The following is a 15,268-nucleotide window of genomic DNA, read 5'->3' on the forward strand; positions in this document are numbered from 1 at the left end:
GCTGCGCAAGATTGATGATTTGACGGCGCGGTTGGCGGTGGCGGAGGCCGGTGATACCGAGCCGATCGCGGTGGTGGGTTTGGGTTGTCGGTTGCCTGGTGGGGTGGGTGATCCTGCCGGTTTTTGGCGGTTGTTGTGTGCTGAGGGTTCGGGGATTGTTCGGGTTCCGGCGGATCGCTGGGATGCGGATGCGTTTTATTCGTCGGATCATTCGGTGGCGGGGACGATTTGTTCTCGTGAGGGTGGGTTTTTGTCGTCGTGGCAGCCTGCGGAGTTCGATGCGGAGTTTTTTGGTATTTCGCCGCGTGAGGCCGATGCGATGGATCCTCAGCAGCGGTTGTTGATGGAGGTGGCCTGGGAGGCGTTGGAGCATGCCGGGATCACCAAGGAGGCGATTCGGGGCACCCAGACCGGCGTTTTCGTCGGCCTCACCACCAACGACTACGCCCTGATCGCAGCCGAGAAGGTCGGCCCGCGCGACGTCGACCCGTATCTGTCGTTCGGCAACGGACCGAACTTCGCGGCCGGCCGGTTGGCTTATTTCCTGGGTGTGCACGGTCCGGCGATCATGCTCGATACGGCGTGTTCGTCGTCGTTGGTGACGATTCATCTGGCGTGTGCGAGTCTGCGGCGCCGGGAGTCTGATCAGGCGCTGGCGGCCGGGGTGAACCTGATCCTGTCGCCGCAGAACAGCGTCGCGACCTCGCGGTGGGGGATGTTGGCCCCCGACGGGCAGTGCAAGACCTTCGACGCCGGCGCCGATGGCTATGTCCGCGGCGAGGGTGCCGGGGTGGTGGTGCTCAAGCGGCTCTCGGATGCCCAGCGTGATGGTGATCGGGTGTTGGCGGTGGTGCGGGGTTCGGCGGTGAATCAGGATGGGCCGTCGTCGGGTCAGACGGTGCCGTCGGGTCCGGCGCAGCAGAAGGTGGTGCGGGCGGCGTTGGCGGCGTCGCGGTTGTCGCCGGGTGATATCGATTATGTGGAGGCGCACGGGACCGGGACGGCGCTGGGTGATCCGATCGAGTTGGATGCGTTGGCGGCGGTGTTCGGTGAGCGGGGTGCGGCGGCGCCGTTGGTGTTGGGGTCGGTCAAGACCAACCTCGGGCACCTGGAGTCCGCGTCCGGTGTCGCGGGTTTCATCAAGACGGTGTTGGCGGTGCAGCACGGGTTCATTCCGCGGCATTTGAATTTTTCGGCGTTGACGCCGAATGCCGGTGTGGGGGCGTCGAAGTTTCAGGTTGCGGCCACGGCGATGGAGTGGCCGGCGGTGTCGCGTCCGCGTCGGGCGGGGGTGTCGTCGTTCGGGGTGTCGGGCACCAATGCGCATGTGGTGGTCGAGCAGGCGCCGGTGTCGGAGTCGGTGTCGCCGGTTGCCGAGCCGGTGGTGAGCACGTTGGTGGTTTCGGGCAAGTCGCCGGCGCGGATCGCGGCCACGGCCGGCGTACTCGCCGACTGGCTGGCCGGCGATGGCGCCGACGTACCGCTGACCGATGTCGCAAAGACGCTGCGCGACAACCGGAGCCGCTTCAAATACACCGCGGGCGTGTGCGCCAGGGACCGCGCCGCGGCGGTGGCCGGCTTGGCCGCGCTGGCCGCCGGGGACAGTGCCGCCGGTGTCATCGAACCGCGGCCCCGCCTCGCGGGCACCCGGCGGGTGTTCGTGTTCTCCGGGCAGGGTTCGCATTGGGCGGGGATGGGTCGGCGGTTGTTGGTCGATGAGCCGGTGTTTGCGGCGGCGATTGATGAGTTGGAGCCGGATTTTGTTGCGCAGGTGGGTTTTTCGCTGCGGGATGTGATCGCCTCGGGTGCTGAGATTTCCGGTGATGCGCAGGTGCAGCCGGTGATCATGGGCTTGCAGGTGGCGTTGGCGGCGTTGTGGCGGTCCTATGGTGTGGAACCGGATGCGGTGGTGGGGCATTCGATGGGGGAGGTGTCTGCGGCGGTGGTGGCCGGGGCGCTGACGCCGCAGCAGGGGTTGCGGGTGATCGCGGCGCGGTCGGCCTTGATGTCGCGGCAGGCCGGTGCCGGGGCGGTGGCGCTGTTGGAACTGGATGCCGCGGCAGCGCAGGAGTTGTTGGCGGGTTATCCGCAGGTTGAGGTGGCCGGGTACTTGTCGCCGCGGCAGACGGTGGTGGCGGGTTTGCCGGCCGAGGTGGATGCGGTGATCGCGGCGGTGGCCGGCCGGGAGCGGTTTGCGCGGCGGGTCAATATGGAGGTGGCCTCGCATACCGCGTTCATGGATCCGATCCTGGCTGAGTTGCGGGAGCAGTTGGCGGATCTGGTTGTGTCGGCCCCGCGGATTCCGTTCTTTTCCACGGTGGTTGATCCGGCCGGGCCGGTTCCGGTGCTCGATGCCGACTATTGGGTCGCCAATGTGCGTCAACCGGCGTTGGTCGCCCAGGCCATCACCGCCGCGGCACGCGAGCACGGCATCTTCATCGAGATCAGCCCCCACCCGCTACTGACACACTCGATCAGCGAGACGGTCGAGGCCACCGCAGCCGAGCCGGCGACGGTGATCTCGACGCTGCGCCGGGGCGACGACGAAACCGTGAGCTTCCACCTCCAACTCGCCGAACTCGGCGTCGGGGCTTCCAGCGTCACGGCCGGCGGCTTCGCCGAACTGCCGCCCACCCCCTGGCAACACGCCCACCACTGGATCTCCGCGCCCGCGCGGATCGGGCAGGCGCCGGATGTCCACCCGCTGCTCGGGCCGCACGTCGAGATGCTCACCGGCCGCGACCACATCTGGCAGACCGAGCTCAGCGCCGAACTGCTGCCGTGGCCGGCCGCGCAGGTCCAAGGGCAAACCGTGCTGCCGGCAGCGGCCCTGATCGAGATGGCGCTGGCGGCGGGCAGCCAAGCGCTCGGCAGACCCGTCGAGGCGATCAGCGTGACCGGCCTGCAGATCGAGCAACCGCTGGTGCTCGATGGGGGCATGCAGGTCACCACCCAGCTCAGCGGCGCGGATGCGCAGACCCGGGTCGAGATCCACGCCCGGGCCGTCGGCCAGTCCTGGACGCGGTATGCGCTGGCCGACATCACCGCCGCGCAGCAGGCCGGCGACGACGCGGTCACCGGCGACAGCGTGCTCACGCTGCCCGAGGATGTCGCCACCCACCCCGGCTACCAACTGCACCCGGTGCTGCTCGACGCGGCGCTGCGGCAGCTGGCGGCGGCGATCTCCGACGGGGACTCCGAAGGTCTCGGTTACGCGCCGACGGCGGTGGCCGCGGTGCGGGTGCTCGGCCGAACCGGCCACCAGGTCCGGTGCCGCACCGAGCTGACCAGCCGCGACGACACGGCGGCAGTGGGCCGGATCGTCCTGACCGACGACTCGGGAGCCGTGCTGGCCGAACTCACCGGCGTCGAACTGCACCCGATCGACCCGGGTTCACTGCGGGTGCCGCTGGAGCAGAAGCTCTTCACCACCGAGTGGATCGAAGCCCGGGCTCCGGAACCCACCGGCGCGGCGGCCGGCAGCTGGCTGCTGCTCACCGAGCCCGACGCCGCCGGCGACGGCGCAACCGAGCGCCTGGCGGCGGCATTCGCGGCACGGCTGGCCGGTCCGGACCGCAAGGTCATCGCCGGACCGTTCGCCGACCAGCCGGCGCTGGCCGAGGCGGTCGCGCAAGCCGGCGCCGATCCCGCGCACCCGCCCGCCGGCATCGTGGTGTTCCTCGGACAGCTCGGCTCCGACGGAACAAGCCCGGCCGACCCGCAAGCGCTGGCCCGTGCCCGCGACCTCATCTGGACCGCGTCTACGGCGGCCCGGGCGGCCGTGCAGGACTGGTCGGGGACCAACGGCGCGCGGCTGTGGCTGGTCAGCCGCGGCGGGCTGGCGGTGGGCGCCGACGAGCCGGGCGACCCCGCTGTCGGCGCGCTCAAGGGCGTGGTCCGCACCTGGCGGTTCCCCGGCGAACTGGCCCGGGTGCTCGCCGACGAACCGGACCTGGGCGCCACGCTGGTCGACCTGGACGCAGCCGATGACGTCGACGCCCTGGTGGGCGTGCTGCTGGCCGAACTGCAGGCCCCGGTCCGCGACGACATCATCGGCTGGCGCGCCGGTCAGCGCTACACCGAACGCCTCACCCGGGCCTCGCTCGGCGAGACGCCGCAAGGCTGTGGCGACGGCCATGCCAAGGTCCGCGCCGACGGCTCCTACCTGCTCACCGGGGGTCTCGGCGGGCTGGGGACGGTCGTGGCGCGCTGGCTGGTGTCGCGCGGCGCCGGGCGGATCGTCCTCAACGGCCGAAGCGAGCCCTCCGAGCAGCAGCGGGCGGTGCTCGACGAACTGGCGGCCGGAGCCGAGGTCGCCTACGTCGCCGGCGACATCAGTTCACCGGGAGTGGCGCAGCGTCTGGTCGCCGCCGCCGAGGAGACCGGCAGGCCGCTGCGCGGCGTCGTACACGCCGCCGGTGTGCTCGGAGATGGGCTCGTGACGGCGGTGAGCCCCGAGAGCCTGGCGGGCACCTGGTCGGCCAAGGCACTCGGCGGTGCGCTGCTGCATACTGCCACCGCGGACCGTCCGCTCGACTGGTGGGTGGGTTTCTCCTCGATGGCCGCCCTGCTGGGCCTGCCGGGTCAGCTCGGCTATGCCACCTCCAACGCGTGGCTGGACGCCCTCATGACGTGGCGGCGCGCATCCGGCCTGCCGGGGACCGCCATCGACTGGGGTCAGTGGTCCGACGTGGGGATCGGGCGCTCGATGACCCTGAGCGTGCTCGATCCGATCAGCCCCGAGGAAGGCGTCGAGGCACTGGATGCGGTGCTCGGCGCCGCATCCCTGGGGCCCCGGGTCGGGGTGGGCCGGCTGCGCATCGACCGGGCCGTCGCCACCTCACCGGAGTTCCGGGATCTGACCTTCTTCGAGGACCTGGTCGGGGAAGCCTCGGCGGTGGGTGCCGGCGAGCAGGACAGCGGCACCGCGGCGGGCGGGGGCGAGGCGGGGGCGCCGGACTGGTCGCAGATACCCGCCGACCAGCGACGCGACGAGTTGGTGGTCCGGCTGCAGGCTATCCTTGCCCGCGAGCTTCGGACCTCGGCGGCAGCGGTCGACGTGGACCAGCCATTCCCGGAGATGGGTCTCGACTCGATGATCGCGATGACGGTGCTGAAAGAGACGCAGCAACTGGTGGGGGTGGATTTGTCGGCGTCGATGCTATGGAATCACCCCAGCATTTCAGCTTTGGCGACGCATCTGGTGGGATTGCTGGCATCCCGGTACGCCCCGCAGGACGAAGCAGCACGAGATGACGGTCATCTGACGTTCGACTCCTCCGGCGGTGTGCTGGACGAGTTGTTCGATCAGGTCGAGTCGGCATCGACCGGGAGCGAGAGCGGTAGTTTTTGATGACGGGAACCTCCAAGACGTCGATCGTCAACAGGATGTCGGCCATGGGCGCCGACAAGCGGGGGGCGCTGACCGAGCAGTTCGAGAAGGCGTCCCGGATCGCCGCCGCCGAGCCGATCGCGGTTGTCGGGATCGGCTGCCGGTTCCCCGGTGAGGCGTCCGGCCCGGACGCTTACTGGGACCTGTTGGCAGGCGGCCGCGACGCCATCACCGAGATCCCCCCGGACCGCTGGGATGCCGACGAATACTACGACCCGGACCCGCTGGCGCCGGGGCGCATGTCGTCAAAGTGGGGCGGCTTCATCTCCGATGTCGCCGGTTTCGACGCCGACTTCTTCGGCATCTCCCCGCGTGAAGCCGAGGCGATGGATCCGCAGCAGCGGCTGATGCTCGAGGTCGCCTGGGAGGCGCTCGAGCACGCCGGCGTGTCGCCCGAGCACTTGTCGGGCATCCGCTCCGCGGTAATGATGGGCGTGTATTACACCGAATACCAAGGGATTTCAGCCTCCAACCCGAACGCGATCGACGGCTACTCGGCCACCGGCAACGCGCACGCCGTCGCCGTCGGGCGCATCGCCTACCTGCTGGGTCTGCGCGGACCCGCGGTCGCGATGGACTCGGCGTGCTCGTCATCACTGGTCACCATCCACATGGCCTGCCAGAGCCTGCGGATGCGGGAGAGTGACCTGGCGCTGGCCGGCGGGGTCAGCCTCATCCTGCGGCCCGAAACCCAGATCGCCATGGCCAAGTGGGGGATGCTGTCGCCGCGCGGCCGCTGCCACACCTTCGACGCCGGCGCCGACGGTTTCGTCCGTGGCGAGGGCGCCGGGATCGTGGTGCTCAAGCGGCTCACCGACGCGATCCGCGACGGCGACCGGATCGTGGCGGTGGTGCGGGGCTCGGCGGTGAACTCCGACGGCAGGTCCAACGGCCTGACCGCACCGAACACCATCGCCCAGAGTGACGCGATCACTCGGGCGCTGCGCAGCGCCGACGTCGCGGCAGGCTCAGTCAATCTGATCGAAACGCACGGCACCGGAACCGGTTTGGGCGACCCGATCGAATTCGAGGCGCTCGCCGAGGTCTACGGACGCGGCGCCGACAAGTGCGCGCTGGGCGCGGTGAAGACCAACATCGGTCACCTGGAGGCCGCCGCCGGGATCGCCGGATTCATCAAGGCCGCGCTGGCGGTGCAGCGGGGGCAGATCCCACCGAACCTGCACTTCACCAAGTGGAACCCGGCGATCGACCCGTCCCCGACGCGGCTGTTCGTTCCCACCGAGATGACCCCCTGGCCGGCGACCGAGGGCCCGCGGCGTGCCGCGGTGTCGTCGTTCGGGCTGGGCGGCACGAACGCACACGTCGTACTCGAACAGGGCCCGGACCCCGTGCCCGCGCCGGCACCGGCCGACCCGGTGGCCACGCTGGTGGTCTCGGGCAAGACCGATCAGCGGGTGGCGGCCTGGGCTGCGACGCTGGCCGACTGGCTGGCCGGCCCCGGCGCCGAGGTGCCACTGGCCGACGTGGCCAATACCCTCAACCACCACCGCAGTCGGTACGCCAGGTTCGCCACGGTCTGCGCGCGCGACACCGAGCAGGCGCTGGCCGGGCTGCGCGCCGTCGCCGGCGGCTACCCGGCCCCCGGCGTGGTCGGCACCCGCGCCGCCCAGGCCGGCAAAGGCACCGTGTTCCTCTACTCCGGTCAGGGTTCACAGTGGGCCGGCATGGGCCGGCAACTGCTGACCGACGAGCCGGCGTTCGCCGCCGCCGTGGACGAGCTGGAACCGGACTTCGTCGCGCAGGTCGGCTTCTCACTGCGCGACGTGCTGGAGTCCGGTGAGCCGGTGGTCGGCATCGACCGCATCCAGCCGGTCCTGGTGGGCATGCAGCTGGCGTTGACGGCGCTGTGGCGCTCCCACGGTGTCGAGCCGGACGCGGTGATCGGGCATTCGATGGGGGGAGGTGGCCGCCGCCGTGGTGGCCGGTGCGCTGAGCCCGGCCGACGGCCTGAAGGTGATCGCGACCCGCTCGAGGCTGATGGCCCGGTTGAGCGGCCAGGGCGCGATGGCGCTGCTGGAGCTCGATGCCGATTCAGCGGAGAAGCTGGTCGCCGAGCACTCCGATATCACCGTCGCGGTGTACGCGGCCCCGCAGCAGACGGTCATCGCCGGCCCGCCCGACCAGGTCGACGCGGTCATCGCGGTGGTCGACGCCCAGGGCAAACTGGCCCGCCGCGTCGAGGTGGACGTGGCATCGCACCACCCCACCGTGGACCCGATCCTGGGCGAGTTGGCCGCCGCGCTGGCCGACTTGAAGCCGTCGGCCCCGACGATCCCGCTGATCAGCACGGTCGGTCAAACTGGTGGCGAGACAGCGGGTTCATTCGGCGGCCCCAGTGTCGCCTCTCCTTCGTCGAGCCTCGCTGAACCGCCGGCATTCGATGCCGACTATTGGGTGCACAACCTGCGTAACCCGGTGCGGTTCAGCCAGGCCGTGACCGCGGCCGCGGCGGCGCACGCCACGTTCGTCGAGGTCAGCCCGCACCCGTTGCTGTCCCACGCCATCAACGGCAACCTGGAGGCGGCGCGGCCCGCCGGTGACACCACCGTGACCGGCACCCTGCTGCGTGAGCAGCCCGAGGCGCTGAGCTTCCACACCAACCTGGCGACCGTCGCGCCGCCGTCGGCGGAGGCACCGCAGCCGGACGGCGGGATCGGCCGCGCCGACCTGCCGCCGCGCCCCTGGCAGCACGTGCGCTACTGGGCCGGTGTGACCGCGGCGAACCGGCAGTCGGCCGACGCGCATCCGCTGCTGGGCGTGCACGTGGAGCTGCCGTCGGGCCACGGCCACGTCTGGCAGGCCGACGTGGGCACCGACGTCGTGGCATGGATGGCCCACCACAAGGTCCACGGCCAGGTCGTCATGCCGGCCACCGGCTTTGCCGAGATGGCGCTCGCCGCGGCCGGCGAGGCGCTGAGCCTGCCCGCCTCGGCGGTCGCCGTGAACCGGGTCGAGGTCGAGCAGATGCTGCGAGTCGACACCCGGACCGAGGTGACCACCCGACTGTTGACCGACGGCGAGGGCGCCGACGACCTGCGGATCGAGATCCACTCCCGTGCGCCCGGCGGCGCCTGGTCGCGCCACGCCGTCGCCCGGGTCGCCGCGGCCGCCCCGGAATCGGCCGCCGCGCAGCGCCCGGCATCCGGCGGGGGTGGCACCACGTTGTCACCGGCGGACTTCTACACGGCGTTGCGCCGTACCGGCCTGCAGCACGGGCCGGCATTCGCCGCGCTGACCCGCATCGTCCGCAAGCCCGGCGGCGGCTCGGAGGCCGAGATCGTGCTGCCCGACGAGGCGACCGCGCACCGGGGCTACCGAATCCATCCGGTGATGCTCGACGCGGCGCTGCAGTGCCTGGCGGCCGCGCTGCCCGATGAGTCGCTGAGCGGATCAGGCCCCGGGGCCGACGAAGCCACCTACCTGCCGATCGCGGTGGAGACCATTCGGGTGTTCGGCGAGGTGGGCCGGCGGGCCCGCGGCCATGCCGAGCTGGTGAGCCACGACGACGGCGGCATTCTGGGCCGGGTCACCTTGACCGACGACACCGGGACGGTCACCGCCGAGCTGTCCGGGATCTATCTGCAGCGCGTGCAGCGCCGCACGGTGCCGCTGCCACTGAGCCAGAAGATCTTCGACACCGAGTGGATCGACGCCGGCGTGCCCCCGCAAGCCCCGGCGGCCGCGGACGGCAGCTGGCTGGTGCTGACCGAGGGCGACGAAAGCCGGGCGTTCGCAGCCGATTTCGCCGACCGGTTCGCCTCGGACAGCCGCCGGGTGATCACCGCGGACCTGACCAGCGAGCCGGCCGTGCGGGAGGCCTTCGCCCAGACCGCCGACGACCCGGACCGGCCACCGGCCGGCGTGCTGGTTTTCGCCGACAACGGTTCCTTCGATCCGACCGCTGCCTCCGACCGCGGCCGCGAGCTGGCCTGGTCGGTTGCCGCCACGGTGCGCACCATCGTCTCCGGCTGGCACGGCGCCGCACCCCGGTTGTGGCTGGTCGCCCGCAACGGCTTGAGTGTGAACGCCGGCGAGTCCGGCAGCCTAGAGCACGGCGACCCGTCGATCTGTGCCCTCAAGGGGCTGGTGCGGGTGCTGGCTTACGAGCACCCGGACCTGCGGACCGGTGTCGTCGACCTGGATGCGGCGGCGGACCCGGCGGCGACGCTGATCGCCGAACTGGGCCTGACGGGCACCGACGACGTGGTGGCCTGGCGAGGGGAGACGCGCTACGCGGAGCGTCTCAAGCGGGCCACCCTGGGGTCGAGCGGCGCCCCGGCCGTGCGGTCCGACGGCGCCTACGTCCTGACCGGCGGCCTGGGCGGCATCGGCCTGGTCGTGGCCCGATGGCTGATCGACCACGGCGCCGCGCGCATCGTGCTCAACAGCCGCTCGCAGCCCTCCGACCAGCAGCGCGTGGTTCTCGACGAACTCGCCGAGCGGGCCCAGATCGCGGTCGTCTCCGGTGACCTGGCCGCACCGGGTGTGGCCGAGAGCCTGGTCGCCGCCGCACAGGAGACAGGGCTGAGCCTGCGTGGTGTCGTCCACGGCGCCGCGGTCATCGACGACCAGATCGTGGTCGGCGTCGATCACGACGCCCTGGAGCGGGTCTGGGCGCCCAAGGCGACCGGAGCGCTGCGGCTGCACGAGGCCACGCTGGGCGACCCCGGCAAAGAGCTGGACTGGTGGGTCGGGTTCTCCTCGACGTCGTCGCTGCTCGGGGCACCCGGACAGGCCTCCTACGCGGCGGCCAGCGCCTGGCTCGACGGCCTGGTGGCATGGCGGCGGGCCGCCGGGCTGCCGGCGATCACGATCAACTGGGGCCAGTGGTCCGGCGTCGGAGTCGCCCAGGAGCTGAAGTTCAGTGCGCTGGATCCGATCGACCCGGCCGAGGGCATGGAGGCGCTGGAGGCGATTCTGGGCGGCGACCTCGCCCGGGTCGGGGTGGCGCGGTTGCGCCTGGACCGGGTCGCCGCGGCGTTCCCGGAACTGCAGCAACTCGGCTACTTCGCGACGCTGGCCGCCGAACTCGACCTCGACAGCGAGGACGACGACTGGCCCGGCCCGGAAGGCCTCAAGCAGCTCGAGCCCGCCGAGGCCGCCAAGGCGGTCGTGGCCAGGCTGGGTTCGCGGATCATGGCCATCATGGGCTACCCCAAAGACAGTGCGATCGACCCTGGCCGGCCGCTGACCGAGCTCGGCATGGATTCGCTGATGGCGGTGCGCATCCGCAACACCGTCCGCGGCGACTTCGGGGCGGAGCCGCCGGTTGCGCTGCTGTTGCAGGGCGCCTCACTGACCGACCTGGCCGCCGACCTGACCCGTCAACTGGGCCTCGCCCCGCAGGACAGTGCCGGCGACGGCGCCAGCGAAGTACGTAGCCGCGCCCAGCAGCGTGCCGCGGCACGGCAGCGGGCGGCGTCGCGGCGAAAAGTAGGAGACCGAACGTGAGCACCAGCAACGAACTGCCGCCCAACGCGATCGCGGTCGTCGGCATGGCCGGGAGGTTTCCCGGCGCCCGCAGCCTGACGGGGTTCTGGGACAACCTGCGCAACGGCACCGAATCCATCGTCACGCTGTCCGAGGACGAGCTGCGCGCCAACGGTGTGAGCGACAAGGCGCTGGCGAACCACAATTACGTGCGGCGAGCCGCGTTGCTGGACGGCATCGAGGAGTTCGACGCCGGCTTCTTCGGTTTCACACCGCTGGCCGCGCGCACCATGGACCCGCAGCACCGGCTCTTCCTGCAGACCGCCTGGCATGCCCTGGAAGACGCCGGCTACCGGCCGGGGGAGCTCGAGGGGTCGGTCGGCGTCTACGGGACCAGCACCACCAGCGGCTACCTGTTGCACAACTTGATGTCGCACTACGACCCGAACCTCATCATCGGTCAGGGCGTCAGTTTCGAGATGGTCAACCTGTCGTTACAGAACGACAAGGACTATCTGGCCACCCGGGTGGCCCATCAGCTCAACCTGCGCGGGCCGGCGCTGTCGGTGCAGACGGCGTGCTCCTCGGCGCTGGTCGCGGTGCACCTGGCCTGCCAGAGCATCCTGGGCGGCGAATGCGACATGGCGCTGGCCGGCGGCTCGTCGCTGCGGGTTCCGCACCACGTCGGGTACTGGCACGAGCCCGGCTCGATGGTGTCGGGGACCGGGCACTGCCGGCCGTTCGACGTGCGGGCCGACGGCACGATCTTCGCCAGCGGCGTCGGTGTGGTGGTGCTCAAGGCGCTGGAGGCCGCCGTCGACGACGGCGACCACATCCACGCGGTGATCCGGGGCTCGGCGCTCAACAACGACGGCGCCACCAAGATGACCTACGCGGCGCCCACCGCCGCCGGGCAGGCCGATGTGATCGCCGAGGCGCACGCGGTGGCCGAGGTGGACGCCGCCACCATCAGCTACGTCGAATCGCACGGCACCGGCACCCCGTTGGGCGACCCGATCGAGATCGAGGGCCTGCGACAAGCCTTCGCGGTGTCCGAGGAGCCGCGCTCCGGGCCCTGCTACGTGGGGTCGGTCAAGTCCAACATCGGGCACCTGGAATCGGCGGCGGGTATCGCCAGCCTGATCAAGACCATCCTGTGCCTGCAGCACCGGGCGATCCCGGCCACCCTGCACTACACCAGCCCGAACCCCGAACTGCACCTCGACGACGGCCCGTTTGAGATCCGCAGCGAATACGGGCCCTGGGAAGCCGACGGCATTCGCCGTGCCGGGGTCAGCTCGTTCGGCGTGGGCGGCACCAACGCCCATGTCATCGTGGAGGAATGGCCGGCAGACGAACCGGCCGGTGCCGCCCCGCGCCCCGGACCCGAGGTGCTGCTGCTGTCGGCGCGCACCTCCGAGGCGCTGCAACAGGGACGCAAGGAACTGGCGTCGGCACTGACCGCCGGCGACAGCGAGGCGCCGGCGTTGCCCGACGTCGCCCACAGCCTGGCCACCCGGCATGCGTACAACCTGCGCCTGGCGGCGGTCGTCGCCGACCGCGCCGATGCCGCCGCCGTGCTGACCGCCGAGGAGAGCGAGAACGTCTTCATCGGTGAGGGCGTGAGCGATGACGCGGCCGCCACCGCCGACCGGGTGGTGTTCCTGTTCCCGGGCCAGGGCGCGCAGCACATCGGAATGGCGCGCGGCCTGTATGACACCGAGCCGGTGTTCGCCGAGTACTTCGACCGCTGCGTCGCCGGCTTCGACGCCGAACTGGGATTCGATCTGCGGGCGGTGATCTTCGACGGCACCTCACGTGACCTCGAGCGCACCGACCGCACCCAGCCGGCACTGTTCACCGTGGAGTACGCGCTGGCGAAACTGGTCGAAAGCTACGGTGTGCGGCCGGCCGCGGTGGTCGGCCACAGCATCGGCGAATACGCCGCGGCCACCATCGCCGGTGTCTTCGACCTCGACACCGCGATCAAGGTGGTGGCGATGCGGGCGCGGCTGATGCACGCCGCGCCCCGCGGCGTCATGGTGGCGGTACCGATCAGCGCCGACGCGGTCGGCGCCTACCTGACCGGTGAGGTCGACCTCGCCGCGGTCAACGACCCGGACGGTTGCGTGGTGGCCGGCGCCGAAGACGCCATCCGCGAGTTCTCGGAGACCCTCAAGCAGGCCGGCGTCAACGCGCGCCGGGTACGCACCTCGCACGCGTTCCACTCCCGGTTGATGGACTCGATGATCTCGGAGTTCACCGCGTTCCTGTCCCGGCAGACCCTGAACGAACCGCGGATCCCGGTGCTGTCCAACCTGACCGGGACCTGGCTGGCGCCCAGCGAGGCGACCAACCCGGCGACCTGGGCGCGCAGCGTCCGTGCCACGGTGCGCTTCGCCGACGAGATCGACACGCTGCTCGACGAGCCGCACCGGGTGCTGGTGGAAGTCGGCCCCGGCGCCACCCTGACCGCCTCGGCGGCGAGGAATCCCAAGTTCGCCGGTGGCCACCGTGCCGTCCGGTTGATGCGCCACCACGCCCAGAACCGCGACGACCGCGACGCCTTCCTGCTGGCGCTCGGCCAACTGTGGGCCGCCGGCGTCGAGGTGGACTGGGCTGGCCTGCGCGGCGACTACCAGCCTAAGCGGGTCACGGTTCCGGGTTATCCGTTCGAGCGGCAACGGCATTGGCTGGAGCACAATGCCGGCGCCACCTGGGTGTCCGGCGCCGCGACCAACGGCACCGCGGCGAACGGCACGTCCGGAGCCGACGGTGCCGCCGGCTCGGCCGGGCCGTCCATGGACGCGACGCTGCAACGCATCTGGGCGGTCTGCCTGGGGGTCAGCTCCGTGGACCGCAACGCCAACTTCTTCGACATCGGCGGCGACTCGCTGGTGGCGATCAGCGTCGCGATGGCCGCCTCCCACGAGGGGCTCGACCTGACCCCGCAGGACCTTTACGACAACCCGACGGTGTCGGCGCTGGCCAAGGCACTGACCGCTCGCTACGCCGCGGGCGGGCTGGCCCGCCAGTCGCCCGGCGACGTCGAGCATCCGCCCGTCCCGCCGAACATCACCTACTTCCTGGAGAACGGTGTTCGCGAGCACGGCCGCTGGCGCATCCCGCTGATTCTTCGGCTGCGTCCCGACGTCTCCGTCGACGACGTCCGTGCGGTGCTGACCGCGGTGGTCAATCACCACGACGCGCTGCGGCTCCGCATCACCGAGCGGGCCGGGACCTGGGAACAGCGCATCGCCGAACCCGGCGAGTTCGGTGAGATCAGCACGCATTCGCTGCCGGAGGGCCTCACCGCCGAGCACGATGCGGTGCGCACCATGCTGGCCGAGCACATCGGCGAACAAGAGCTGTCCTGCCCGCCGCTGACCGCCCTGTACATCCGGGGTGCCGCAGGCGACGTGTGCTATCTGGCGTTGAGCCTGCACGCGATCGTCGGCGATGAGGCGTCCCGCGACATCCTGCTGACCGACATCTTCACCGCGTTCGGCCAGCAGCTGGCGGGCAACGACATCGAGCTGGCCCCGGTAGGCGTCGGTTGGGCCGAATGGTCGCAGCGTTGCGCCGGACTGGCCACCCACCCGGCGGTGCTGGAGAGCCGCGAATTCTGGTTGCGGACAACACAAGCCGCGACCCTGCGGCTGGGTGCCGACGTCGCCGAGCCGCCGGCGGCAGCCGATCTGGCAAAGCTCACCTCGGCGCTGGCGGCGGCCGATGTCAGCGAGATCGACGACGCCCGGCGCCGGCTGCGGTTGCCGATCAACGAGATCCTGCTGGCCGGACTGAGCCGCGCGGTGGCGGCGGCAGTCGGTGAGGGCACCGTCGCCGTCGACATGGCGGGAACGGGCCGCTCGGTGCTCAAACCCGATATCGACCTGCGGCGCACGGTCGGATCCTTCACCACGATCTACCCGGTCGCGTTGCACTGCGCCACCGCCGCACCGGCAGGCGCACGCCGGTTGCTCGACGAGATCCACGAGACCCTGGGGGCGGTACCGCACTACGGGATCGGCTACGGGCTGCTGCGCTACCTCTACGCACCGACCGCGCGGTTATTCGGCTCGGTGCCCCCGGCCGAGATCCACTTCGCCTACGTCGGGGCGATCCCCGAGCTGCCGGCCGCGGGCGACGCACCCGTGCAGTTCGACCCCGACACCGCGATGCCGGTGCGCGAGGCGATCCCGGGTCTGGGACACGCGCTGGAGCTGCGGGCCTACCGCTCCGCCGGCGTGCTGCACCTGGACTGGTGGTATGACAGCCGACGCATCGAGGAGCCGGTGGTGCGCGCGATCGCCGAGGGGTTCACGACGGCCGTGATGGATCTGGTCCGCGAGGCCATCGCCGAAGACGAGCTGGACTCGGCCGACGCTGCAGACGGGGAAATGACCCTGGTCGAGCTGTCGTAGT

2 protein-coding genes and 1 pseudogene are annotated in these 15,268 nt (G+C 71.0%); all 3 read left to right on the forward strand.

Annotated features, from left to right (window positions below; all coding sequences use genetic code 11):
- Positions 1 to 31 precede the first annotated feature (31 nt).
- The 3 genes and pseudogenes from G6N19_RS19085 to G6N19_RS19095 all read left to right on the forward strand — a co-directional run bounded on the left by G6N19_RS19085 (position 32) and on the right by G6N19_RS19095 (position 15,267).
- On the forward strand, positions 32 to 5,353 hold the full coding sequence (locus G6N19_RS19085; protein WP_456320075.1) for a type I polyketide synthase: 5,322 nt from the start codon (positions 32 to 34) through the stop codon (positions 5,351 to 5,353).
- Positions 5,353 to 10,864 (forward strand): annotated as a pseudogene (locus tag G6N19_RS19090) (type I polyketide synthase). Before G6N19_RS19085 ends, G6N19_RS19090 begins: the two are co-directional and overlap by 1 nt.
- Positions 10,865 to 10,908: 44 nt before the next feature.
- Positions 10,909 to 15,267 (forward strand): type I polyketide synthase, encoded by a 4,359-nt coding sequence (locus tag G6N19_RS19095; protein ID WP_049793025.1) that lies wholly within the window; start codon positions 10,909 to 10,911, stop codon positions 15,265 to 15,267.
- The last annotated feature ends 1 nt before the right edge of the window (position 15,268 follow it).

The sequence above is a fragment of the Mycobacterium novum genome, assembly GCF_010726505.1.
Lineage (GTDB): Bacteria > Actinomycetota > Actinomycetes > Mycobacteriales > Mycobacteriaceae > Mycobacterium > Mycobacterium algericum.

What these genes read in the sequence shown, in the direction of transcription:
- G6N19_RS19095 (WP_049793025.1), top strand. Translation starts at nt 10,909, where the DNA reads ATGGCCGGGAGGTTTCCCGGCGCCCGCAGCCTGACGGGGTTCTGGGAC.